The 22,585-nt window shown below is 63.9% G+C and carries 14 protein-coding genes and 1 pseudogene; 4 read left to right on the top strand and 11 right to left on the bottom strand.

From position 1 onward, the window contains the following. Positions 1-11 precede the first annotated feature (11 nt). Complete coding sequence (locus D3879_RS04960) at positions 12-1,670, bottom strand: Na/Pi cotransporter family protein (RefSeq protein ID WP_119952961.1); 1,659 nt, start codon at positions 1,668-1,670, stop codon at positions 12-14. Between the two features lie 289 nt (positions 1,671-1,959). On the opposite strand from D3879_RS04960, the gene recC reads away from it, so the two are divergent. The 3 genes and pseudogenes from recC (at position 1,960) to recD (ending at position 10,880) form a co-directional block, all read left to right on the top strand. Next, positions 1,960-5,316: an exodeoxyribonuclease V subunit gamma gene (recC, locus tag D3879_RS04955; RefSeq protein ID WP_119952960.1), complete on the top strand. Its 3,357-nt coding sequence runs from the start codon at positions 1,960-1,962 to the stop codon at positions 5,314-5,316. Further along, positions 5,313-8,879, top strand: coding sequence for an exodeoxyribonuclease V subunit beta (gene recB, locus D3879_RS04950; protein ID WP_119952959.1), 3,567 nt, complete (start codon positions 5,313-5,315; stop codon positions 8,877-8,879). Before recC ends, recB begins: the two co-directional genes overlap by 4 nt. 142 nt (positions 8,880-9,021) lie before the next feature. Beyond that, a pseudogene (gene recD, locus D3879_RS04945) lies at positions 9,022-10,880 on the top strand (exodeoxyribonuclease V subunit alpha). Positions 10,881-10,889: 9 nt separating this feature from the next. Here the strand turns inward: recD and D3879_RS04940 are convergent. From D3879_RS04940 to D3879_RS04895, 10 genes are all read right to left on the bottom strand, one after another. Beyond that, positions 10,890-11,867: a PGAP1-like alpha/beta domain-containing protein gene (locus D3879_RS04940; protein WP_119952958.1), complete on the bottom strand. Its 978-nt coding sequence runs from the start codon at positions 11,865-11,867 to the stop codon at positions 10,890-10,892. A 255-nt stretch (positions 11,868-12,122) separates the two neighbouring features. Beyond that, entirely contained in the window at positions 12,123-12,893 is a 771-nt protein-coding gene (locus D3879_RS04935; protein WP_119952957.1) for a TerC family protein, read from the bottom strand. 33 nt (positions 12,894-12,926) lie between these two features. Beyond that, complete coding sequence (locus D3879_RS04930) at positions 12,927-14,234, bottom strand: CitMHS family transporter (RefSeq protein WP_119952956.1); 1,308 nt, start codon at positions 14,232-14,234, stop codon at positions 12,927-12,929. A gap of 478 nt (positions 14,235-14,712) precedes the next feature. Then, positions 14,713-14,934: an SDR family oxidoreductase gene (locus D3879_RS26885; RefSeq protein ID WP_238474205.1), complete on the bottom strand. Its 222-nt coding sequence runs from the start codon at positions 14,932-14,934 to the stop codon at positions 14,713-14,715. 8 nt (positions 14,935-14,942) lie between these two features. Further along, positions 14,943-15,194, bottom strand: coding sequence for an SDR family NAD(P)-dependent oxidoreductase (locus D3879_RS26880; protein WP_238474204.1), 252 nt, complete (start codon positions 15,192-15,194; stop codon positions 14,943-14,945). 37 nt (positions 15,195-15,231) lie between these two features. Beyond that, on the bottom strand, positions 15,232-16,287 hold the full coding sequence (locus D3879_RS04915; protein ID WP_119952954.1) for an ABC transporter ATP-binding protein: 1,056 nt from the start codon (positions 16,285-16,287) through the stop codon (positions 15,232-15,234). Positions 16,288-16,440: 153 nt separating this feature from the next. After that, positions 16,441-17,286: an ABC transporter permease gene (locus D3879_RS04910; RefSeq protein WP_119952953.1), complete on the bottom strand. Its 846-nt coding sequence runs from the start codon at positions 17,284-17,286 to the stop codon at positions 16,441-16,443. Beyond that, positions 17,283-18,191 carry an ABC transporter permease gene (locus D3879_RS04905; protein ID WP_119952952.1) on the bottom strand — a complete coding sequence of 303 codons (909 nt, stop codon included), beginning with the start codon at positions 18,189-18,191 and terminating at the stop codon, positions 17,283-17,285. Before D3879_RS04905 ends, D3879_RS04910 begins: the two co-directional genes overlap by 4 nt. Positions 18,192-18,287: 96 nt before the next feature. Next, complete coding sequence (locus D3879_RS04900) at positions 18,288-19,391, bottom strand: ABC transporter substrate-binding protein (RefSeq protein WP_119952951.1); 1,104 nt, start codon at positions 19,389-19,391, stop codon at positions 18,288-18,290. Positions 19,392-19,759: 368 nt separating this feature from the next. Further along, positions 19,760-21,400 carry a 5-guanidino-2-oxopentanoate decarboxylase gene (locus tag D3879_RS04895; RefSeq protein ID WP_119952950.1) on the bottom strand — a complete coding sequence of 547 codons (1,641 nt, stop codon included), beginning with the start codon at positions 21,398-21,400 and terminating at the stop codon, positions 19,760-19,762. 195 nt (positions 21,401-21,595) lie between these two features. On the opposite strand from D3879_RS04895, the gene D3879_RS04890 reads away from it, so the two are divergent. Then, positions 21,596-22,495 (top strand): LysR substrate-binding domain-containing protein, encoded by a 900-nt coding sequence (locus D3879_RS04890; protein ID WP_119952949.1) that lies wholly within the window; start codon positions 21,596-21,598, stop codon positions 22,493-22,495. Positions 22,496-22,585: the final 90 nt, after the last annotated feature.

The following is a 22,585-nucleotide window of genomic DNA, read 5'->3' as shown; positions in this document are numbered from 1 at the left end:
CACTGTTGCGTTCACGGTGCGAGGCTTTCATCCAGTAGCGCCGTATCCGCCAACGCCCCGGTTCCCTGAGCTTCCAGCACCGCATAGGCGCTGCTGCAGAACAGCGAATTGAGCCGCTTCATATCGGCGATCAGCTCCAGGTGCAGCGAGCTGGTCTCGATGCTCTGCACCACCTGGCGATGCAAGCGATTGACGTGAGAATGCGCCAGACGCCGCTCCTGGGCGCGGAAGCGGCGCTTCTCGCGCAGCAGTTGGCGGGCACTTTCCGCATCGCCGGAGAGGAACACCGAGAGGCCCAAACGCAGGTTGGCCATCAATTGCAGGTGCAGGCTGGCCAGTTCTTCCAGGCCGCTGTCGGAGAACGAGTAGCGCTGGGCGGTTTTCTGATCCTGCACCTTGCCGAGCATGCGTTCGATGATGTCGCCGGCCTGTTGCAGATTGATGCTCAGCTCGATGATCTCCGCCCAACGTCGCCGATCATGTTCACCCAGCGCCTCGCCGGGCACCTGCGCGAGGTACAGTTTGACCGCGCTGTAGAGCGCATCGACATCTTCGTCCAGCCGCCGCAGCTCCTTGCTCAGCGCCGGTTGGTGGCCGCGCAGCACTTGCAGCAGGTTGTTCAGCATGGTTTCGATCAGGTCGCCAATGCGCAAGGTCTCGCGTACCGCATTGGCCAGCGCCAGGCTTGGCGTGTCCAGCGCCGTCGGGTCGAGGTGACGCGGCTTGGCCACGCCGTTGTCCAGCGCCTGCTCGGGCAACAGCCAGTTGCAGAAGCGTGCCATGTACCCGACGCTGGGCAACAGCAGTAGGCAGCGCAAGCTGTTGTAGAGCAGGTGAAAGCCAATCACCAGACCCTGCGGGCTCAGCTTCAGAGTGGCCAGCCACTGCACCAGCGGGTTGAGCAGCGGGATGATCAGCACCAAGCCGATCACCTTGTAGAGCAAGCTGCCGAGGGCGACTCGGCGTCCCGCCGGGATCTGCATGCTGGTGCCGAGAAAGGCCAGGATGCCGCTGCCGATATTGGCGCCGATCACCAGGCCGATGGCCACCGGCAGGCTGATCAGCCCGGCGCCGGCCAGCGTCGCGGTGAGCAGCACCGCCGCCAGGCTGGAATAGGAAATCAGCGCGAACAGCGCGCCGACCAGCGCATCCAGCATCAGGTCACCGGTCAACGAGGCGAACAGCACCTTGATCCCCTTGGCCTCGGTGATGGGTGTAGCGGCGCTGACGATCAACTCCAGCGCCAGAATGATCAGCCCCAGTCCGATCGCTACCCGCCCCAACTGGCCGGCGCGGGTCTGTTTGCGCGACAGGAAGAAAATCACCCCGAGGAAAATCAACAGCGGCGACAACCATGACAGATCAAAGGTCAGCACCCGCGCCATCAAGGCCGTGCCGACATCGGCGCCGAGCATGATCGCCAGCGCCGGGGTCAGCGCCATCAAACCCTGGGCGACGAACGAGGTGACCAGCAAGGCCGTGGCGTTGCTGCTCTGCACCAGCGCGGTGACGCCGATACCGGCGGCAAAGGCCAGCGGTCGCTTGTTCATGTTGTGGCTGAGCACTTTGCGCAGGTGCGAGCCGTACACCCGCAGGATGCCGGTGCGAACGATATGCGTGCCCCAGATCAGTAAGGCGACGGCAGACAGCAGGTTGAGCAGGGTCAGCATCGGTGCGGCCTCCCTGGCAGCCTTCGGCATTGACGTAGGCGGCGCTCTGGCTCGGCAGCGATAGGTCGGGCGGGCGACGCGTGTGAGTAATGGACTGGCGAGAGTGCGTACTTGTTCGGATATTTCTCGCAGGCCTGTCTTTAGCTTTAGTTGGCGATTGCCGCTGGCGCCAGCTTTATCGTGCCATCTGTCGTCGGGGCAAGGCGCAATAGACACAGCCTGTCGCCTGATCCCGTCAGGCTGGCCGAGCTGTTAACCTACGCCGACTGACCGCAAGTGACCCCAGCCCATGCTCACGCTCTACCACGCCCCAGATCTGGAAACCCTCGGCGAGTTGGCCACGACGTTGTTGGCCCAGCCGCAGCGCGAGCCGTTTGCGCCGGCCTTGGTGGTGGTGCCGAGCCAGGGTATGGGCCGCTGGCTGACCCTGGAGTTGGCGCGCAAACAGGGCATCGCCATGCAGCTGGAAGTCCAGTTGCCGGCGAAATTCGTCTGGGAAGTGTCACGGTTGGTGCTCGGCCAGTTGCCGGAACAGTCGGCGTTCTCGCCGACCACCCTGACCTGGCGTCTGTACGACTGGCTCTGCGAGCCAAGCAATCTTGAGCGTGCGCCGCGGCTGGCGCAGTACCTCGCAGGCGGTGACGAACGCCGGCGCCTGTCGCTGGCGGCGCGCATTGCAGACGTATTCGACCAATATCTGCTGTATCGCGACGACTGGTTGGCCGCCTGGGAGCGCAACGAGTTGGTCGACTTGGGCCCCGACGAAGGCTGGCAAGCACTGCTTTGGCGTGAACTGACCGCCGATGGCCACCCGCACCGGGCGCGGCTGCTGGATGATCTGCTGCGGCGTTTGCACAGTGACCGACCCATCGCCGGCCTGCCCGAACGCCTGCTGGTATTCGGCATCAGCAGCCTGCCGCCGCACCATATGCGCATGCTCGAAGGCTTGGCGCGGCATGTCGAGGTGGTGGTCTGTGCGCTCAACCCGTGCCGCGAGGCTTGGGGGGATATCCGCGATATTCGCGAGCTGGCCCAGCAGCCCGAACTGAGCCCTGATGATTGGTATTTGGACGTCGGCCACCCGTTATTAGCGAGTTTGGGCAAACAAGGCCGCGACTTCTTCGATGCGCTGTTCGCCATGGTTTTTGCTGAAGCCGGCCAAGAGGTCGGCATCTATTCGGAAGATGCCGACCTGCACGACAGCTCGGTGCTGCGCGCCCTGCAAAACGACATCCTGCGCCTGCGTACCCGCAACCCCGACGAGCGCCTGGCGTTGCGCGCGAATGATCGTTCGCTGGAGGTGCATATCGCCCACTCGCCGCTGCGCGAGGTGGAAATCCTCCATGACCAGCTGCTTGCGCGCTTCGCGGCCGAGCCAGGCCTGACACCCGATCAGGTGGTGGTGCTGACCCCGGATATCGAACGCTACGCGCCCTATATCGAGGCGGTTTTTTCCTCGAAGACAGGCGCCACGCGTGAAGGCGTGCCGCGCATACCGTTTAGCCTGGCCGACCGCAGCCTGCGTGCGGAAGTCCCGCTGATCGAAGCCTTTCTCAACCTGCTGGCCCTGGCGCAAAGCCGTTTCACCGCCGAGGAAATTCTCACCTGGCTGGAACAGCCGGCCATTGCCGCCCGTGCCGGCATCGAGAATGAAGACTTGCCGTTGCTGCGCGACTGGCTGCGCGAAGCCGGCGTGCGTTGGGGTCGGGATGCCAGCCATCGCCAGCAGCTCGGCTTGCCGGCGGATGCGGCCTTTACCTGGCGCCAGGGTCTGGATCGCCTGCTGCTCGGCTTTGCTGCGCCGCCGCAGTTGGCGGGAACCGCCGCGCCGCTGCTCGGTGACAACTGGCCGCTGGATGCCCTGGAAGGTGGCCGCGCGCAACTGCTCGGGCGCCTGGCCGGCTTCGTTCAGCGCCTATCTGGCTTGGCCGAAGAACTGCAACGCCCACGGCCGCTGGCGGCGTGGGCCGACACCCTGCAAGGGCTGATCGATAGCCTGTTCGATGAGCGCGAGGCCGGCGACACACTGCTCCTGCTCAGCCAGGCTTGCGCGGCGCTGCGCGATCAGGCGACGGCCGCCGGTATCGAGCGGCCGCTGGAGCTGGAGCTGGTGCGTCAGCAACTCAGCGCGGCGCTGGAGCAAGGCAGCGGCGCCTCGGGTTTCCTCACCGGGGCGGTGACCTTCTGCACCATGGTGCCGATGCGTAGCCTGCCGTTCCGCCTGGTCTGCCTGCTCGGCCTGGATGACGGAGCATTGCCACGCAGGACTCCGGCTGCCGGCTTCGACCTGATCGCGCAACGACCGCGCCGTGGCGATCGCGCCCGGCGGCTGGATGACCGTTACCTGCTGCTGGAAATCCTGCTCTCGGCCCGCGACGCGCTGTACCTCAGCTACGTGGGCCGCGACCCACGCAATAACGCCGTGCTGCCGCCCTCGGTGCTGATCAGCGAATTGCTCGAGGCGGTCGACCTGACCGCTTTCTGGAGTGATGCCCCGGATGAGAATGGGCTTGGTGGGAGCGGTTTCAGCTGCGAAGAACCATCGCGGATAAATCCGCTCCCACAGGCTGAAGCTGCCAGCGCCCGGCTGACCTTCGCTCACCCGCTGCAACCCTTTGCGCCCGGTAACTTCGAGTCCGGCGCCCATAGCGGTTTCGCCGCCCCCTGGTTCCGCGCCGCCCAGCGTCTGGCCGCGCCACCGCAACTCAGCCCGGAACCCTTCGCCAGCCGCCTGCCCGAGCCGGATGCGGACTGGCTGAGCATCGAACCGTCGCAGCTGTTGCAGTGTTTCCGCCATCCGGCGCGCTTCCTGCTGGAGCAGCGTCTGGGCTTGCGCCTGGCGGACACCGAAGAAGCCCTGGCCAGCGATGAACCCTTCGCGCTGGAAGGCCCGGCCTGGCGTGGCCTGCGCCAGCTGGCGCTGGATGCCGTCGAGCGCGGCTGGTCGCAGACCCAGGAGCGCAACGTCGCCCGCGCCGCCGGCTGGCTGCCAACCGGCGAGCTCGGCCATGCGCTGTGGGGCAAGTTGCGCGGCCCGGTGCGCGCCTTCGCCCCGCGCCTGTTCGAGGCGCGGCCGGAGGAAGTGCCGCAGCCGCTGCTGGTGGATATCCAACTGGCTGGCGTGCACATCCACGGCTGGCTGGAAGGCGTGACCTCCAGCGGCCTGTTCGACTGGCGCCTGAATGCGCCAGGGGCCTGGGATCTGCCGGCGTTCTGGTTGCGCCACTTGCTGCTCAACCTCAGCGCCACACCCGGCATCGCCCGCGAAAGCCTGCTGATATCACCCTCGAAAGATTGGCAGCTGGGTCCCCAGGCCAACCCGGCTGAACTGCTGGAACCCTGGCTGCACGCCTACCGCGAGGCGCTTTGCGAGCCGTTGCCGGTGCTGCTGAAAAGCAGCTACGCCTTTGCCGAAGGCCTGCTCAAACCGGGCAAAAAGGAACCCCTCGATGCGGCCCGCAGCAAAGCTTTGCTGGCCTGGGAGGGGGCGGACTTCAGCCCAGTCCCAGGCGAATCCCAGGACCCCTGGTACGCCCTGGCTTTCCGTGACCGCGAGGTGCTTGGCGAACGTTTCGAGCAACTGGCCGAGGCGTTGTTCGCGCCGGCACTGCAGGCCCTGGCGGCGGATGAAGGGGACGACGAATGAGCCTCGACCTGCACAGCTCGTCCTTCACCGGCCGCTCCCTGATCGAGGCCAGCGCCGGCACCGGCAAGACCTGGACGCTCACCGCGCTCTACGCACGCCTACTGCTGGAGCGGCAACTGAGCGTCGGGCAGATCCTCGTGGTCACCTACACCACCGCCGCCACCGCCGAGTTGCGCGAGCGTATCCGCGCGCGGTTGGCGGAGCTGCTGGCGGTCTACGAAGGTACGCCGAGCAAGGACGACTTCCTGACCCGCCTGCACGCCCAATACCCCGGTGACGAGGCCCGTCGGCGCTTGCTATTGGCGGTGCACGGCTTCGATGAGGCGGCGATTTTCACCATTCACGGCTTCTGTCAGCGCGCCTTGCAGGATGCGGCTTTTGAGGCCGGTGGCGACTTCGACAGCGAGCTGACCAGCGATGATCGCGAAGTGCTCGACGCGCTGCTGACCGACGCCTGGCGCCACCAGTTGGCCGAAGCCGACCCGGCCTGGGCGCGCTTTCTGGCACAGAAGAAGATTACCCCGGGTGTGTTGCGCCAGCGTTTGCGCCATCACCTGGGCAAGCCCTACCTGCGAATCGAGCCGCGCGATGCCGTCAGTGGTGCAGGCAGTGGCGCAGAGCTTGCCGCCGCCAGTCAGGCCTGGTCCCACGCGGCCGGCCTCTGGCAAAGCCAGGGCTACAACTGGGTCGAGCAATTGCAGGAGCACGGCGGCCTCAGCCAGAGCACCCACAAGCTGGCTAAGTTGCCGCTTTGGTCGAGTGAGCTGGACAGCTATTTCGCCGACCCCGCTGCGCTGTTCGAGGTGCCGGCCGGCCTGGAGAAACTCGCCAGCGGCGCCTTGCACAAAGCCACCAAGAAAGGCTTCGACGCGCCGAGCAGCTCGATCGCCGAGGCGTTTGAAGCACTGCTCGAGAGCTTGGCCGCTGCCGTGCCGGCTGGTGAAAAACGGCTGATCGCCTTGCAGGTGAATCTGCTCGACCAGCTCAACAAGGAGCTGCCGGCCCGCAAAGCGGCGCAGCGCATGCTCGCCTTCGACGACCTGCTCAACCGCCTGAATGAGGCGTTGCACGGCCCGGCCGGCGACGCTCTGGCGCTGACCCTGCGCAGCCGTTATCCGCTGGCGCTGATCGACGAATTCCAGGACACCGACCCGGTGCAGTACGACATCTTCAACCGGGTCTATGAACGCGATAGCGACCTGTGTTTCGTCGGCGATCCGAAGCAGGCTATTTATGCGTTTCGCGGGGCCGACCTGGCGACTTACCTCAAGGCCCGCGATGCCGCCGAGCGTTGCTATGACCTGCCCTTTAACTACCGCTCCACGCCGCAGTTGATCGCCGCCCTCAACCTGTTGTTCGCGCGCCCGCAACCCTTTGCCGAAAACGGCCTGGACTATCCGCAGGTCAGCGCTGGGGTCAAAGCACGGGCGCAACTGGTGTTGCCGCGCGCGCTCTCTACCCAAGAGCAGGACGCGCCACTGGCGCTGGTCTGGTTGGGTGACGAGGAGCTGAACAAGGGCAAGGCGGACACCCTGGTAGCCATAGACACCGCCCAGCGTATCGCCAGCCTGCTGGCCGCCAGCGCCCAGGGCCAGGCGTACTTCCAGGACGGCGCTGAACGCACGGCGCTGAAAGGCGGCGACATCGCCGTGCTGGTGGCCAACCATCGGCAGGCCGCCGATATCGCCGCCGAGTTGGTGGCCCGTGGCGTACCCAGCGTGCGCCGGGGTAACCAGAGCGTCTGGCATAGCGAAGAAGCCGCCGAGCTGGCTGCCGTGCTCGCCGCCTATGCCGAACCGGGCCGTGAAGGCGTGTTGCGCTATGCCCTGTCGACCCGCCTGCTGGGCCGTGACGCGCTGCAACTGGCGCGCTGTCAGGACGACGAGCGCGCCTGGGATCGCGAGCGCGAGGACGCCGAACTCTATCACCAGCTTTGGCAGCAACAGGGCTTCATGCGCGCCTTCCGCGCCTGGCTGGATCAGGAACAGGTCGCCGAACGCCTGCTCGCCGCGGCGGACGGCGAACGGCGTTTGACCAATCTGCTGCATCTGGCCGAATTGCTCCAGGCGGAGAGCCAGCAGCGCCCAGGCCTGGAGCCGCTACTGGCGTGGCTGAACGCGCAACGCGGCAGCGAAGGCGCCGGTGAAGACGCCTTGCTGCGGTTGGAAAGCGATGCCGAACGGGTGCAGATCGTCACCATCCACACCAGCAAGGGGCTCGAATATCCCCTGGTGTTCTGCCCTTACCTGTGGAATGGCAAGCTACTCGGTAAGCACAAGGACAGCGCCAGCTGTCACGACGAGCACGGCCAGCCGCTGCTCGATCTGGGCAGCGCCAACCTGGACGAGCACCTGCAACGCGCCCGTCGGGAAGTCTTCGCCGAGCAGCTGCGCCTCGCTTATGTGGCACTGACCCGCGCCCGTGATCGCCTGTGGTTGCACTGGGGGCCGGTGGCCGTACCGGCGCCGGTGAAAAAGACCGGGTTGCTGCCGGAAGAAGGCCTGCACAGCAGTGCCCTTGCCTGGCTGCTGCATGGTCGCGAACTCGGCGGTGCGGACGCTTTGCCCGAGCTGGCCGCGCACCTCAGCGAGCGCAGCGGCGCCAGCCTGCGTGACGAGCTGGATCAATTGATTGCGGCGAGCACCGGCACCTTCGCCCGCCTGCCGTTGTTGCTCAGCGAAGCCAGCGCCGCGGGCGAGCAGCGGGCACAGCCGCCGGCTCGGCTGGCGCACTTCGAGCGCAGCCTGCACAGCGCCTGGCGCATCGGTAGCTTCTCCGGCCTGGCCGCTGGCATGCACATGGAAGCGCCGGATCGCGATGGCCTGGTCATGCCGGATGCCAGCGAGCCGGGTGCCGGCTTCTTCGGCTTCCCCCGTGGCGCGCGTGCCGGTACCTGCCTGCACGCCGTGCTGGAAGACTGGGTGCGAGGCAAGGGTGAGCTGCCGCAACTGGTGGAAAACGCGCTGAATGCCCACGGCCTTTCCACCGACTGGACCGAGCTGGCGGCCACGCATTTGCAGCGGGTGCTCGACAGCGATCTGGACGGCCAGGGCCTGACCCTGACCGCCCTCGCCCCGGCGCGACGTCTGCCGGAGCTGGGCTTCACCTTCCCGGTGGCCAACCTGGATGTGCAGCGCCTGCGCACGATCCTGGCGGACCCGGTCCATGGTCTCGCCGCACCCATGCGGGAAGCGGCTGCGCGGCTGGAGTTCGACAGCCTCAAGGGGTTCCTCAAGGGCTTTATCGACCTGACCTTCGAGCATCAGGGGCGCTGGTATATCGCCGACTACAAATCCAACTGGCTCGGCCCGGACGCCAGTTATTACGGCGGCGATCGGCTGATCCAGGCGCTGGCCGCCGAGCATTACTACCTGCAATACCTGATTTATCTGGTGGCGTTGCGGCGCTTCCTCCGCCAGCGCTTGGTCGACTTCGACGATGACCAGTTGGGCGGCGCCTATTACCTGTTCCTGCGTGGCATGCCGAGCGCCGGTGTGTATTTCTCGCGCCCGGCCGATTCGCTGCTGGATGCGCTCGACCATCTGTTCACGGAGGGCCGCTGATGAGTCTGCATAACGGTCTTACAGGCGACCTTGCCAAGGGCGAGTTGGCTGTTGGACGGTGGGCTGAAGCCCACCCTACGGCGGCGCGGCGTTTTTGTAGGGTGGGCTTCAGCCCACGCGTCACCCAAGCGAGCATCCACCAATGAGCCTGTCCGCCCTGCCCCTCGGCCCGCTGGAACGGGCCTTTGTCGACAGCCTGCAGCGCCTCGATCCGCAGGCCGGCGAAGCCGTGCTGGCGGCCGCTGCGCTGACTTGCGGCGCGCTGGTCGAGGGCGATGTCTGCTTGCCATTGCGCCGTTGGGCCGGGCAACGGGCCTGGCCGGATGTGGCCGGTGGGCTGCTCTTGCCAGCCTTGGCCGACTGGCGCGAACAACTTGCCGCCTCCGCCCTGGTCGGCCTGCCCGGCGCGTTTGCACCGCTGATTCTGGATGGCGAGCGTCTCTACCTCGCTCGCTATCACGCCTACGAAACCCAGTTGGCGAAGCAACTGCTCGCCCGTGGGAGCGCTAACCCAGAGGTCGACGAGGCGCTGTTGGCCGACGGCCTGACTCGCCTGTTTGCCCGCAATAGCGCCCAGGCCGGGCCGGATTGGCAACGCCTCGCCGCGGCCCAGGCGGTACGACGCAATCTGGCGGTGATCTCCGGCGGTCCCGGCACCGGCAAGACCACCACCGTGGTGCGCCTGCTCGCTGCGCTGCTCGAACAACCGGGCGGCGAGCGCCTGGCCATCGGCCTCGCCGCACCCACCGGCAAAGCCGCCGCGCGCATGGCCGAGGCGATCCGCAATGCCAAGGCCGAGCTGCCGGTCAGCGCGGCGATCAAGGCGGCGCTACCGGAAGAGGCGCGTACCCTGCACCGTCTGCTGGGCAGCCGTGGCGACAGCCCGCGCGTGCGGCATAACGCGGCCAGCCCATTGCCGCTGGATGTGTTGGTGGTGGACGAAGCCTCGATGGTCGACCTGGCGCTGATGGCCAAGCTGGTCGACGCCCTGCCAGCGAATGCGCGACTGATCCTGCTCGGCGATAAAGACCAGCTGTCCGCCGTCGAAGCCGGCGCGGTATTCGCCGAGCTGTGTGAAGGTCGTGGTTTCGACGAGCAAACCGCGGCAGCCTTGCAACGCCTGACCGGGCAGCCGGTGACGGTGCAAACGCCGCGCTCCAAGCTCGGCGATGCCGTGGTGTTGCTGACCCACAGCCACCGCTTTGCCGGCGACAGCGGTATTGGTGAACTGGCACGGCGCATCAACGGCGGCGATGCGGCCGGGACGTTGAATCTGCTCAAGGAGGCGCGCACGGATCTGGCCTGGCAATCCCAGCCCGCAACGGCGGCCCTGCTCGCCCGCCTTGAGCAGGGTTATGCGCCCTACCTGGTGGCCGCCAAAAGCGCCGATCCGGCCGCGGCCTTCGCCGCCTTCAATGCCTTCCGCGCGCTGACCGCCCAGCGCGAAGGGCCCTGGGGGTAGCCGGTATCAACGAGGCGCTGGAAGCGCGGATCAAGCGTCGCTTCAGCCTGCCGACACGCGAGCGCTGGTACCCCGGCCGGGCGGTGATGGTGCGCCAGAACGATTACGCCCTCGGCCTGTTCAACGGCGATATTGGCATCTGCCTGGCCACCGAGCACGGCCTGCGGGTCTATTTCGAGAGCTCCGGCGAGGCCGAGCAAAGCTTCCGTCCCTTCTCGCCCGCCCGCCTGCCCAGCCACGACAGCGCCTTCGCCATGACCGTGCACAAAAGCCAGGGTTCGGAATTCAGCGAGGTACTGCTGGCCCTGCCGGAAACCCCGAGCCCACTGCTGACCCGCTCGCTGCTCTACACCGGCATCACCCGAGCCAAGCACAAGGTCGAACTGTGGGCTTTGCCGGCCCGTCTCGCCGAGGCCGTCAGCACCCGCGCCGAACGCGCGGCGGGCTTGGCCGAGCGGTTGGCGGTCGCAGGGCCATCAACGGTGCCCGAGTTGGCGGACGGCAGCATGCAGTCGACGGGGCAGATGAACCTGTTTTGAAGACCACTGCTACGGGCTGGTTACCCAGTTCGCGAGGGTCTTGGCCACCTGCTGATTGTCCAGATAACCGTAAAGCTTATGCGGATTGAGACCGTCATCACCGACCCAGAAGTTGTACATGAAGTTGTCTTCTATTTTTCTTAGGAATTTACGCTTCTTCATTTTTTGGAAGTTGTCAGAAAGCTCCTCATCCCTGCAAATGAAATCGTCTTGAGCCGAAAAGTTTTGCCACTCATCAATGTTCGTTGGGTACTTACCGTCATCCGGTTCATTTACGTCATACAGTTGTTTGGTAATTGCGGGATCTCCGAGAGGCGAGCCGAGGGTGACAAATAAACGTACCTTTCTATCGTGGATGCTCTGATATTCACTCATGCGGGAGAGCTTCCATAGCACGTCATAGGCAACGATGGTCCCCATGCTGTGCCCGACCAGGCATATATCTTCGTTATGGCTTAGGGCTGGAACCAAAACTTCCTGTAGCCGTTGTCTTATCAGTGAGCCGACCAACCTGTGTTTAAAGTAAGCGCCCATATCTGGAAGCAGAAAGTTGACTAATTCATCGTTTAATCCGGTAATTTGAGCGATTGGGCTGATGATGTCTGCCAGGTTGTCTATTGCGTTAAGATCCCTCTCGGATCTTGCCAGCTTCTGGTAATGCTCCTTGTTTTGTTCGCTGGTTTTCACTAAAAATAACTTATTCAGTGAATCGTCATAAGAGCCGTCGGCTTCGAAGGGGAATTTCCATGTACTTAAAAAGTCGGGGGTTATCTTCTTCGATGGGCGTTGCTTGTCGGCCCAGAGCAAGGCGTTGTTTATATCGCCGTAGTAGGCCAGGTCAATGTTCAGGTCGCCCGACTCTACTTTCATGTGGGCATCTTTTGATACTCTGTGAAGGCCGTGAAGCAGAGACTCTCTAAGTAGCCTGAATTTTTCCTCTTTTCTAGGTTTGCTTGCTCTTCCATGAATAAATATGAGTCTCTTCATGGCGGCCTCCTCGAGGTGTCGGTATTTAATTTTATTGACTGCTACCTATGCTGTTCTGGGCTTGTCGCTACACTTGCAATTGACGCTAGTTTTCTTCGAGGATTTGCACAAAGAGCTGGCTCGCCTATCCGACAAATGGACAAGTAGCGATTCGAAATAGAGTATTAGCCGGATTGGTCTAAGTAGTTGAGTAAAAAGTAGACCCAAAAGAAACGGGGCCATCGAGGCCCCGTTTTCTATTCCAGCTCAGGCGCTTTACTCGCCCGGAATATCCTTGCGCAGCTTCACCGGCTCGCTTAGTTGCTGCTGCTTCTTCGCCCGCGCGCTGCGCATGCGGATGTTGACGGCTTCGACCGCCAGCGAGAAGGCCATGGCGAAGTACACGTAGCCTTTGGGTACATGCACATCGAAGGCTTCGGCGATCAGCACGGTGCCGACCATGATCAGGAACGACAGCGCGAGCATCTTTAGCGACGGGTGCTTGTCGATAAAGTCGCTGATGGTGCCGGCGGCCAGCATCATCACCAGCACGGCGACGACGATCGCGGCGATCATCACCGGCACATGGGAAACCATGCCGACCGCGGTGATCACCGAGTCCAGCGAGAAGACGATGTCGATGATGGCGATCTGGATGATGGTGCCGATAAAACCGCCGGTCATGCTTTTGGGCTCGCCGAGCGTGTCGTCTTCGCCTTCCAGGCCGTGGTACATCTCAGTGCTGCTCTTCCACAGCAGAAACAGACCGCCGAAGAACAGAATCAGATCGCGCCCGGAAAAGCCCTGCTCCATTACCGTGAACAGATCATTGGTCAGGCGCATGACCCAGGTGATCGACAGCAACAGCATGATCCGCGTGACCATCGCCAACGCCAGGCCGAAGAAACGGGTCTTCGGCTGCATGGCTTTCGGCATGCGGCTGACCAGGATCGAGATCATGATGATGTTGTCGATGCCGAGGACGATCTCCAGGGCCGTCAGGGTGAAAAATGCGATCCAGATTTCCGGGCTGGTCAGCCATTCCATGTAAAACCTTCCTCTTGCGTTGGCGCGATTAAGTCAGTGGCTGCCGAACAGTGGGAAGATCCCCATCAGCAGCGCGGCGAACAGGATACACAGGCAAACCAGCACTGCCCATTTCAGGGTGAAGCGTTGGTGGTCGCCAAACTCGATGCCGGCCAGGCCGACCAGCAGGTAGGTCGAGGGGACCAGCGGGCTGAGCAGATGTACCGGCTGGCCAACGATCGAGGCGCGGGCCATTTCCACCGCGCTGATCCCGTAATGGCTGGCCGCCTCGGCGAGCACCGGCAGCACGCCGTAGTAGAAGGCGTCGTTGGACATGAAAAAGGTGAACGGCATGCTCACCACGGCGGTGATCACCGCCAGATAAGGGCCCATGGCGTCTGGGATCACCGCCAATAAGCTCTTCGACATGGCGTCGACCATGCCGGTCCCAGAGAGGATGCCGGTGAAGATCCCCGCGGCGAAGATCAGCCCGACCACTGCCATGGCGTTGCCGGCATGGGCGGCGACGCGCTCTTTTTGCTGCTGCAGGCAGGGGTAGTTGACGATCATGGCGATGCCGAAGGCGAGCATGAACAGCACCGGCAGCGGCAGCAGGCCGGCAATCAGCGCGACCATCAGGGCGGCGGTGAGTGCGCCGTTGAACCAGATCAGCCGTGGCCGGCGGGCGTCCGGGTATTGCGACACGCTGATGGCGCCGTGCCCGATCTCATCGCCGGGCAGATGCAGTTCGCCGAGGCGCGCGCGCTCGCGTTTGCCATAGGCGTAGGCGATCAGCAGGATCGCCACGACGCCGGCGAGCATGGCCGGAATCATCGGCACGAAGATCTCCGACGGGTCGACGTGCAGGGCGCTGGCGGCGCGCGCGGTCGGGCCGCCCCAGGGCGTCATATTCATCACCCCGCCGGCGAGGATGATCAGACCGGCCATGATCCGCGGGCTCATGCCCAGGCGGCTGTAGAGCGGCAGCATGGCGGCCACGCAGATCATGTAGGTGGTCGCGCCGTCACCGTCCAAGGACACCACCAGCGCCAGCGCCGCGGTACCGACCGAGACTTTCAGCGGGTCGCCTTTGACCAACTTGAGAATCTTGCGCACCGCCGGGTCGAACAGCCCGGAGTCGATCATCAGGGCGAAATAGAGGATGGCGAACATCAGCATCACGCCGGTCGGCGCGAGCTTGGTGATGCCCTCCAGCATCATCGGGCCGATTCCGGCGGCGAAGCCACCGATCAGGGCGAACACGATAGGAATGATGATCAAGGCGATCAACGCCGAGAGGCGCTTGGTCATGATCAGGTACATAAAAGTGATGACCATGGCGAAGCCGAGGAAAGTCAGCATGGGATTACTCCAGGCGAATGGGTGACGTGCAGGTCAACTGGCGTGGCAAAACAGCAGCGGGCGAGACGGGCGGCCTGGAGGGGCGCTGGCCGTGGCGAAGCTAGGGGCGCGGGTGCAGCGCAGCAGGACAGAGCAGGAACTCAACATGACAAACCACCGATTGTTTTTTTTGTGGAAGCCCGCGGCTGGTGGCGGGATGCTGGATGCTAAGCGGCGAAGCTTTCAGCAGGCTTTCGTTGGCGCAGGGGGGCGCCGGGAAGAGGAGCTTCCGACGGACGGGTTTCAGCCTCTTAGCAATTGCGATATCAGGCATAACCCCGGGTAGGTTGGTGCTGAACGCAGTGATGCCCAACAACCGGCCTGCAGGGCCGGGCTTGTAGGTGGGTTGCCGAGCGCCGGGTGTCGCGGGCGACTCCTTGTTGGGCATCGCCTACGGCTCAGCACCTACCTACGGGTTTTGCGTTTGCCAATTGGGCTGTCAGCCTTTCAACAACCCGCCGTCGACGGGGATCAGCGCTCCGGTCACATAGCCTGCAAGCGGGCTGGCAAGGAAGGCCGCGACAGCGCCGAATTCCTCGGCAGTGCCGTAGCGCCCCAGGGGGATCGCAGCCTGCTCCTGAGCCACCAGGGTTGCCATCGGCGTTGCAGTTTTCTCGGCTGTGCGATGGATCAGACTCTCCGTGCGCTCGGTCCAGAACATGCCAGGCATCAAGGTGTTGACGCCCGCACCTGCTGGATCGCCGTATCGAGGGCGGCGCTGTCGTTCAGGTCGGCCACTATGGCTTGGGCATCGCCACCGGCCTGTCTGATGCGCTCGACCGCGAGTTCGAGCTTGGCCGGGTTGCGCGCCAGAAGACAGACCCGCACGCCCTCCTTCGCCAGGGCCAGCGCCACGCCGAAGCCCAGCCCGGAGCTGCCTCCGCAGACCAGTGCGGTACGGTTTTCGAGAGAAAGGTTCATGGGGTCTCCATTTCCAGGGGGTGCTAACAGAGGTGGTTCAGGCTGTCAGTACCCGGCAAGCATGCTCCGGGATGGTGACCGACACCGGGTTGCCGATGGCCAGGCCGATGCCCTGGCAGGGTGTGCTCAGCGCGGTCAGCGATACGCCGGAACAATCGATGGTGGTTTCGATGGTCGCGCCAATGTCGCGCACGAAGGTCACCGTACCCTGTAGGCGATTGTCTGTGCTGGCCTGCGGTAGCGACAGTTGCAGATCTTCCGGGCGCACCAGCATCTTGATGTTGGCGCCGGCGCGGATGCTCGCGCAGATCGGCACCCGGATCGCCGCGCCACCTGGCAGACCCACCCGGCCATTGCCCAGAGCGGTCGCCGGGAAGATATTGCCGGTGCCGATGAAGTCGGCAACAAACTCGTTGGCGGGGTTGCGATAGATCTCGATCGGGGTGCCGACCTGCTGCACCCGATGCTCGCCGAGCACCACCACGATATCGGCCATGGTCATGGCTTCACGCTGGTCGTGGGTGACCATGATGGTGGTGATGTTCAGGCGCTGTTGCAGTTGGCGGATCTCGACCTGCATGGATTCGCGCAGCTTGGCATCGAGTGCCGACAAGGGTTCGTCCAGCAGCAGCAGCTTGGGGTGCGAGGCGATCGCACGGGCAATCGCCACCCGCTGGCGTTGCCCGCCAGAGAGCTTGGCTACCGGGCGGTCGACCATCTCCTGCAATTGGATCAATTGCAGCAATTCAGTCACCCGCGCCTGCTGATCCGTCTTATTCACACCGCGCAGGCGCAGCGGATAAGCGATGTTTTCACCGACGGTCATGTGCGGGAACAGCGCCAGCGATTGGAACACCATGCCGAAGTTGCGTTGGTGCGCCGGGGTGTGGCCGATGTCTTGCCCATCCAGGCGGATTTCACCGCCGCTGAGGGTTTCCAGGCCGGCGATCATGCGCAGCAGCGTGGTTTTGCCGCAACCCGATGGGCCGAGGAAACACACCAGTTTGCCCTCGGGCAAGTGCAGGTTGACGCCCTTCACGGCGCAGGCCGAGCCGTAGTGTTTCTCGACGTTTTCCAGAATTAGTCCAGTCATGCTTCACCTCAAATAACGAACGGGCATGCCACGAGTGGCACCCAGAATCATGAAAGCTATCGTGGCAAGCCCGTTTCCCTCATCCGGCGCTACGCGCCACCTTCTCCCAGAGGGAGAAGGGCACAAGGGAGGCGTCGCTGCGCGACTTTCACGTTAAAAGGAAACGCCACCTTCACCAACGAGCTTCTCCAGCGCCCAGATCAGGGCGAAGTCGATCAGCACGATCAGCACGGCGAACGAGAAAACGGTCGGGTCGAGGGAAGACACGGTGCGGCTGTACATCCAGATCGGCACGGTCATCACGTCGATGTTGTAAAGGAAATAGGTAACGGTGAACTCGTTGAACGAGACGATGAAGGCCAGCAGCATCCCCGCCAGGATGCCCGAGCGCATCAGCGGTACGACCACGTCGACGATGGCGCGCAGCGGCGGTGCGCCAAGCATTTGTGCGGCCTCCTCGACTTCGTTGCCAATGGCCAGCATCGCCGCCGTGCAGTTCTTCACCACGAAAGGCAGGGCGAGGATGACGTGGGCGATCACCAGGCGCGAGGTGTTCATCTGAAACGGCAGGCTGTCGAACACCAGCAACAGGGCCAGGCCCAGTACCACCATCGGAAACACCAACGGCAGCGACATCAATTGCATCGCCACGGCCTTGCCGCGGAATTCGCAGCGCACCAGCGCATAGGCGGCCGGTACGGCGATCAAGGTGGCGAGGATCATCGTCAGGCAGGAGACCAGCAGGCTGGTGGTCAGCGCCTGGCCGAGGCTGAGTACGTCACTCGAGTCCGGCGATACGAAGGTATGCCAGGCGGCCTTGTACCACTGCAGGCTGTAACTGCTGGGGGGGAAGTCGAGGTTCGAGGCGCCACTGAACGACATCACGATCATGGTCAGGATCGGCAGCACGGCCAGCAGCAGGATGAACCCGGACAGGCCCATGGCGAAACGGCCGCTGTCTCCCGGCAAGGTGGGAGTACTACGGAATAGACGACTCATTGCGAAGCCTCCAGGATGCGCCGGCGACGGCCGGTCACGAATTCAGAGAGGGTCATGATCGCCAGCGTGGTCACGATCAGCACGACCCCGGCGGCGGAGGCAGCGGGCCAGTTCATCAGCGGGGCGATCTGGTCGTGCACCATCACCGCCAGCATCGGCACCCGGCGGCCGCCGAGCAGCAGCGGTACCACGAAGCTACTGGCGTTGTAGGCGAAGACCAGCGTGGCGCCGGTGATGATGCCCGGCAGGCTCATCGGCAGCACCACTTGGCGGAAGACCTGGAAACGGCTGGCGCCCAGGGTGGCGGCGGCTTCCTCGTAGCTGCGCGAAACGCCGCGCATGGCGCTGGCGATAGGCAGGACCGCCAATGGGAAGGCGGTCTGCACCAGGCCCATCAGCACGCCAGTCTGGTTGTAGAGCATCATCACCGGCCGATCGATGATGCCCAGGCCCATGAGCGCCTGGTTGAGCATCCCGGCCGGGCCGAGGATCACCAGCCAGCCGTAGCTTTGCAGCAGCAAGTTGACCAGCAACGGCAACAGCACGGCGGCGAGGAACACGCGGCGCAACAGTGGCGACTGCAAGCGCGACATGCTGTAGCCGACCGGGATCGCCAGCAGCACCGCGATCAGTGCACTGACGAGGGCCAAGCGCAAGGTCAGCAGCAGCGATTTCAGGTAGTAGGGTTCGGTCAACTGCGAGTAGCTGGCGAGGCTGAAGCCAGTCCATTCCGCGCCCTTGGTGCCAACACTCATGCGCAGCACCAGCAGGCTGGCGGTAATCAGTACGGCGAGAAAAAGCATCGACGGCGAGAGGAAAAGCCAGGCCCGCGCCGTCGGGGAAATCGCCTTGGGCAGGCGCGGGGGCGCCACGCCGACCTGGCGGGTCAGAGTTGAGTGTTCCATTTCGGTTATCTCGTTAGAACAGAGGATTGCCGTGCATCGCGCAGGCGGTCAGGGGCCACCTGCGCGATGTGATTCACGGCAGGTGCCGTGCTTGCATCAGGAAGAGAAGATTTCCGTGTAGCGGCGAATCCACTGGTCGTGAACGGTGGCGAGGAAGGCGTTATCGTGCATGATCGCCTTCTCTGCAATCTGCTCCGGCGTGAGGATATACGGGCTCTTGCGCGCTTCTGCCGAGATGATCGCCTTGGCGTTGACCGGACCGTTGTAGATGTCCTCGGCCATCTTGCCCTGCACCAGCGGGTCGAGCGAATGGTCGATGAAGGCATAGGCCAGATCGGTGTCGCCGGGGCGATTCTTCGGCATTACCGAGAGCATCAGGTCGGTGTAGAAACCTTCCTTCATGCCGAAGGTGGCGCCCAGACCGTAAGCGGGGTCGCGGATCTGTTTCGGGAAGAACGCCGGCGCATAGAGACCGCCCAAATCCAGCGAGCCGGTGCGGAACAGCTCAGCGATCTGGTTGGGGTTTTCACCCAGGGTAATGACCCGATCCTTGAGCTCTTCGAGCTTCTTGAAGCCCGGCTCGATGTTGTGCTCGTCGCCACCGGCCAGCTTGGCGGCGATGATGATCAGGTCCATGGCCTCGGTCCAGTTCGGTGGCGGCAGGAACAGGTTGCTGGCGAAGTCCTTGTCCCACAGCGCCGCGTAGCTATCCGGCACTTCTTTCACGGTGCGGGTGCTATAGACCAGGCTGTTGCACCAGAGCAGATAGCCGATGCCATGGCCGTTGGCGCCGGTTTGGTATTGCGCCGGCACATCTTTGAGGTTGGGGATGCGGTTGAGGTCGGGCTTTTCCAGCAGACCGGCGCTGGCCAGGCCTTCCGCGCCGACCCCGGCGAGGGTGATGATGTCGTACTGCGGGCGATCACCGCCGGCCTTGAGTTTGGCGACCATCTCCGAGGTGCTGCCGGTGCGGTCGGCGATGACCTTGGCGCCGGTTTTGGCTTCGAAGGTGGCGGCGATATTGCGCAGCGCGGCCAGGCCGGTGTCGTCGGACCAGGTGAGCAGACGCAGGGTCTTGCCATGAAACCTCATGTCGCTGCCGCTAGCCCGGATAAAGGGCATGGACAAGGTGGCGGCGGCCACCGAGGCGACGCCCACCGATTTGATGAATTTTCTTCTGTTCAGATCGTACTCGCCCATCTCTGACTCCTTTTATTCTTGTAAGTCTTTGGGTGGTCGCCCCTTTGCCTCAGGCTGAATGCGCACCCGGCAATAGATCTTTCAACTGGCCGTAGCAACCCAACACGGGAAGGCGCGGCATGGTCGACGCGGTCATCCTGCGGCGCGTCCAAATGCTCAACAATCGAAAATTAGTCATTGAAGCCATGTGTGTAACGCATGCCTCGAAAGGAGGCATGCGTTAACCATGGTCGCGCCGCTATAGGGCGCGGATGACGTGTTTGATTTCCTGGAAGGCCGGCATCCCCATGGCCCCAGCTCACGACCGACCAGCCATTGCCCGTCGAGATGAACGCCCGCGAGCGTCTCGTTCACGATCGGTTGAGTGTTCAGCATTGCGCCATCCCGTTCATCCAGCTTTGCTGATCGATCTCGATCAGGGTGGGCAGTTGACTGTCGCTGGCCTTGCGCAGCGCCGTGCGCAAGGTATCGACCCCCTGGACCTGCTCCGCCGCGCAGCCCAGGGCCTTGGCCACACCGATGAAGTCAGGGGTGTAGATGTCCACGCCAACCGGCTCGATGGCGCGGTTCACCATGTACTTCTTGATCTCCTCATAGCCCTGGTTATTCCACAGCAGGACGATGATTGGGGTTCGCGCCTCCACCGCACTTGCCAGCTCCGCCAGGGTGAACTGCAGGCCGCCATCGCCAATCAGGCAGACCACCGGGCGCCGCGCCGACGCCTCGCGGTTGTCGCCCAGCAAGGCACCAATCGCCGCCGGCAAGGCGTAACCCAGGGTTCCGTAACCCGTCGAGGAGTTGAACCAGCGCCGTGGTTGTTCCAGGTTGAGGGTCAGGTTGCCGGTGTAGACCGGCTGGGTCGAATCGCCGACCAGCACGGCGTCGGGCAGCACCTCCAGCACGGTCTGCAGGAAGCACGTCTGCCCACGCGTGGCGTTATCCCAGGATGCCTCGAGCGCCTCCCGCAATGCGCCGGCGCGGGTGCTGCCCCACTCGGCGCAACGTGGTGCCAGCGTTTTCGCCGTGAGGGCGGCCAGTAAGGCTTCCAGCGCCGCACCGGCGTCGGATACCAGCGCCACGCTTGGCGGGTAGTTGCGAACCGTCTGGTCCGGGTCGATGTCGATGCGCAGCAGCGCGCCGGGGATTTCGAAGCCGCCGGCGAAGGTCACGTCATAGTCGGTCTCGGCCAACTCGGTGCCGACGGCCACTACCACGTCGGCCTCACTGACCAGCTCGCGGGTAGCCACGGTGGATTGGGTCGAGCCGATCAACAGCGGGTGGCGCGAAGGCAGCATGCCCTTGGCATTGATGGTCAGGGCCACCGGGGCATCCAGCAGCTCGGCCAGTTGGGTCAGCGCTGGCGCCGCATCGACAGCGCCGCCACCGGCAAGGATCAGTGGGCGCTTGGCTGCGGCCAGCAAGCCGGTCATTTGCGCAATAGCGGCAGGGCCGGCGCCGGCTTTCGCCACGCTGACAGGCTGGCTGGCGAGCAGTGCGTCGGCCTCTTCCACCAGCACGTCGAGAGGAATCTCGATATGCACCGGGCGCGGCCGACCGGCCTGGAACACGGCAAACGCGCGGGCCAGCACGGCCGGTAGCTCGGCCGCCGACATCAGGGTGTGCGAGAAGGCGGAGAAGCCGGCGACCAAGTTACTTTGCGACGGTAGCTCGTGCAGTTTGCCGCGCCCACCGCCCAATTGGCTGCGCGCCTGCACGCTGGAAATCACCAGCATCGGGATCGAATCGGCATAGGCCTGGGCCATGGCGGTGGCGATATTGGTCATGCCGGGGCCGGTGATGATGAAGCACACCCCCGGTTTGCCGCTGGTACGCGCATAGCCATCGGCCATGAAACCGGCACCCTGCTCGTGGCGTGGCGTGACATGGTTGATGGTCGACCGGGCGAGCCCGCGATACAGCTCGACGGTGTGTACGCCCGGTATGCCGAATACCTGCTCGACCCCATAGCGCTCGAGTAATTGCACCAACACTTCGCCGCATGTCGACATCTTGATAGGTCCTGTTCTGATCGTGAGGTTGTGCGGCATCCCCGCGTATCTGCAGGCTGGTAGCAGAGACCGTGAAGCGAGTTGGCAGGCGCGGGATGAAGCGCAGAGGAGGCGCAATTGGAACTGCCGGCGAGCAGCTGTGACAACGCAAAATTTGTCATACTAGGCATGTCCTCACCTCATGCCTGAGCACCCATGAAACGGCTTCCCCCTCTGCCTGCTCTGCATACCTTTCTGATCACGGCCCAGTGCTGCAACTTCACGCGGGCGGCCGATCTGCTGCACATCACCCAGGGGGCGGTGAGTCGGCAGATTGCCGGTCTGGAGAGTCATCTGGGTTATCCGCTGTTCCAGCGGCAGGCGCGCGGCTTGAGCCTGACGACCCAGGGGCGCGAGCTGTTTCCACGAATCCAGCAGGTGTTCGCTCTGATCGACGAGGCGGTCGAGCAGGTGGGGGCGAAACGCGAAGCGCTGCAACTCAAGGCCCCCACGTGTGTGATGCGTTGGTTGCTGCCGCGCCTGTTGCAGTGGCAGGCAGTGCGCCCGGACGTGCCGGTCGAGTTGACCACTACCGTGCAGCATGCGGTCGATTTTCGCCGCGAGGAGTTCGACGCCGCCGTGGTCTATGGTGCGCATCCCGGCAACTCGGTGGTCGCCCACCACCTGTTCGATGAACAACTCACGCCGGTCTGCTCGCAGCAACTGATTGCGGGCCCCGTACCGCTCAAGACCTTGGCCGATCTGGAGCAGCACATGCTGTTGCACCCGACCCGCGATCAACGCGACTGGGAAACCTGGCTGAAGGTCGCCGGCACCAAGGTCAACAACATCAGCAAAGGGCAGCATTTCGACACGCTGGACCTGGCCATGTCGGTCGCCTCGCAGGGAACGGGCGTCGCCATTGGCGATTGGGCGTTGATCGGCGAGGACCTCAGCGCAGGGCGGCTGGTCACCCCCTTCGACCTCAAGGTTCGCACGGGCGCCGCCTATTACCTGGTCTATCCGGAGCGCCCCGACCCCTCACCGCAGTTGCGCGAGCTGATCGACTGGCTACTCGTGCAGGCCGCCGAGCGCACAGATCAGCCACCCGCTTAAGCCGAGGGTTAATTCGTTTGCCTATCGTGGCCTGTAGGCTGGGTAGAGCGAAGCGACAAAACGGCAGGACAGTCGTTTTGCACAGCTTTA

The sequence above is a fragment of the Pseudomonas cavernicola genome (genome assembly GCF_003596405.1).
In the GTDB taxonomy this organism is placed as follows: Bacteria; Pseudomonadota; Gammaproteobacteria; order Pseudomonadales; family Pseudomonadaceae; genus Aquipseudomonas; species Aquipseudomonas cavernicola.
Note: the sequence above shows the minus strand (reverse complement) of the source record. Positions and strands in the feature narration are given on the sequence as shown.

Coding starts and splice junctions, on each gene's coding strand:
- D3879_RS04915 (WP_119952954.1), bottom strand. CDS start 16,287: ATGACTGGACTAATTCTGGAAAACGTCGAGAAACACTACGGCTCGGCC.
- D3879_RS04895 (WP_119952950.1), bottom strand. CDS start 21,400: ATGTCGACATGCGGCGAAGTGTTGGTGCAATTACTCGAGCGCTATGGG.
- D3879_RS04935 (WP_119952957.1), bottom strand. CDS start 12,893: ATGGAATGGCTGACCAGCCCGGAAATCTGGATCGCATTTTTCACCCTG.
- recB (WP_119952959.1), top strand. CDS start 5,313: ATGAGCCTCGACCTGCACAGCTCGTCCTTCACCGGCCGCTCCCTGATC.
- recC (WP_119952960.1), top strand. CDS start 1,960: ATGCTCACGCTCTACCACGCCCCAGATCTGGAAACCCTCGGCGAGTTG.
- D3879_RS26885 (WP_238474205.1), bottom strand. CDS start 14,934: ATGTTCTGGACCGAGCGCACGGAGAGTCTGATCCATCGCACAGCCGAG.
- D3879_RS04905 (WP_119952952.1), bottom strand. CDS start 18,191: ATGGAACACTCAACTCTGACCCGCCAGGTCGGCGTGGCGCCCCCGCGC.
- D3879_RS04910 (WP_119952953.1), bottom strand. CDS start 17,286: ATGAGTCGTCTATTCCGTAGTACTCCCACCTTGCCGGGAGACAGCGGC.
- D3879_RS04900 (WP_119952951.1), bottom strand. CDS start 19,391: ATGGGCGAGTACGATCTGAACAGAAGAAAATTCATCAAATCGGTGGGC.
- D3879_RS04890 (WP_119952949.1), top strand. CDS start 21,596: ATGAAACGGCTTCCCCCTCTGCCTGCTCTGCATACCTTTCTGATCACG.
- D3879_RS04960 (WP_119952961.1), bottom strand. CDS start 1,670: ATGCTGACCCTGCTCAACCTGCTGTCTGCCGTCGCCTTACTGATCTGG.
- D3879_RS04930 (WP_119952956.1), bottom strand. CDS start 14,234: ATGCTGACTTTCCTCGGCTTCGCCATGGTCATCACTTTTATGTACCTG.
- D3879_RS26880 (WP_238474204.1), bottom strand. CDS start 15,194: ATGAACCTTTCTCTCGAAAACCGTACCGCACTGGTCTGCGGAGGCAGC.
- D3879_RS04940 (WP_119952958.1), bottom strand. CDS start 11,867: ATGAAGAGACTCATATTTATTCATGGAAGAGCAAGCAAACCTAGAAAA.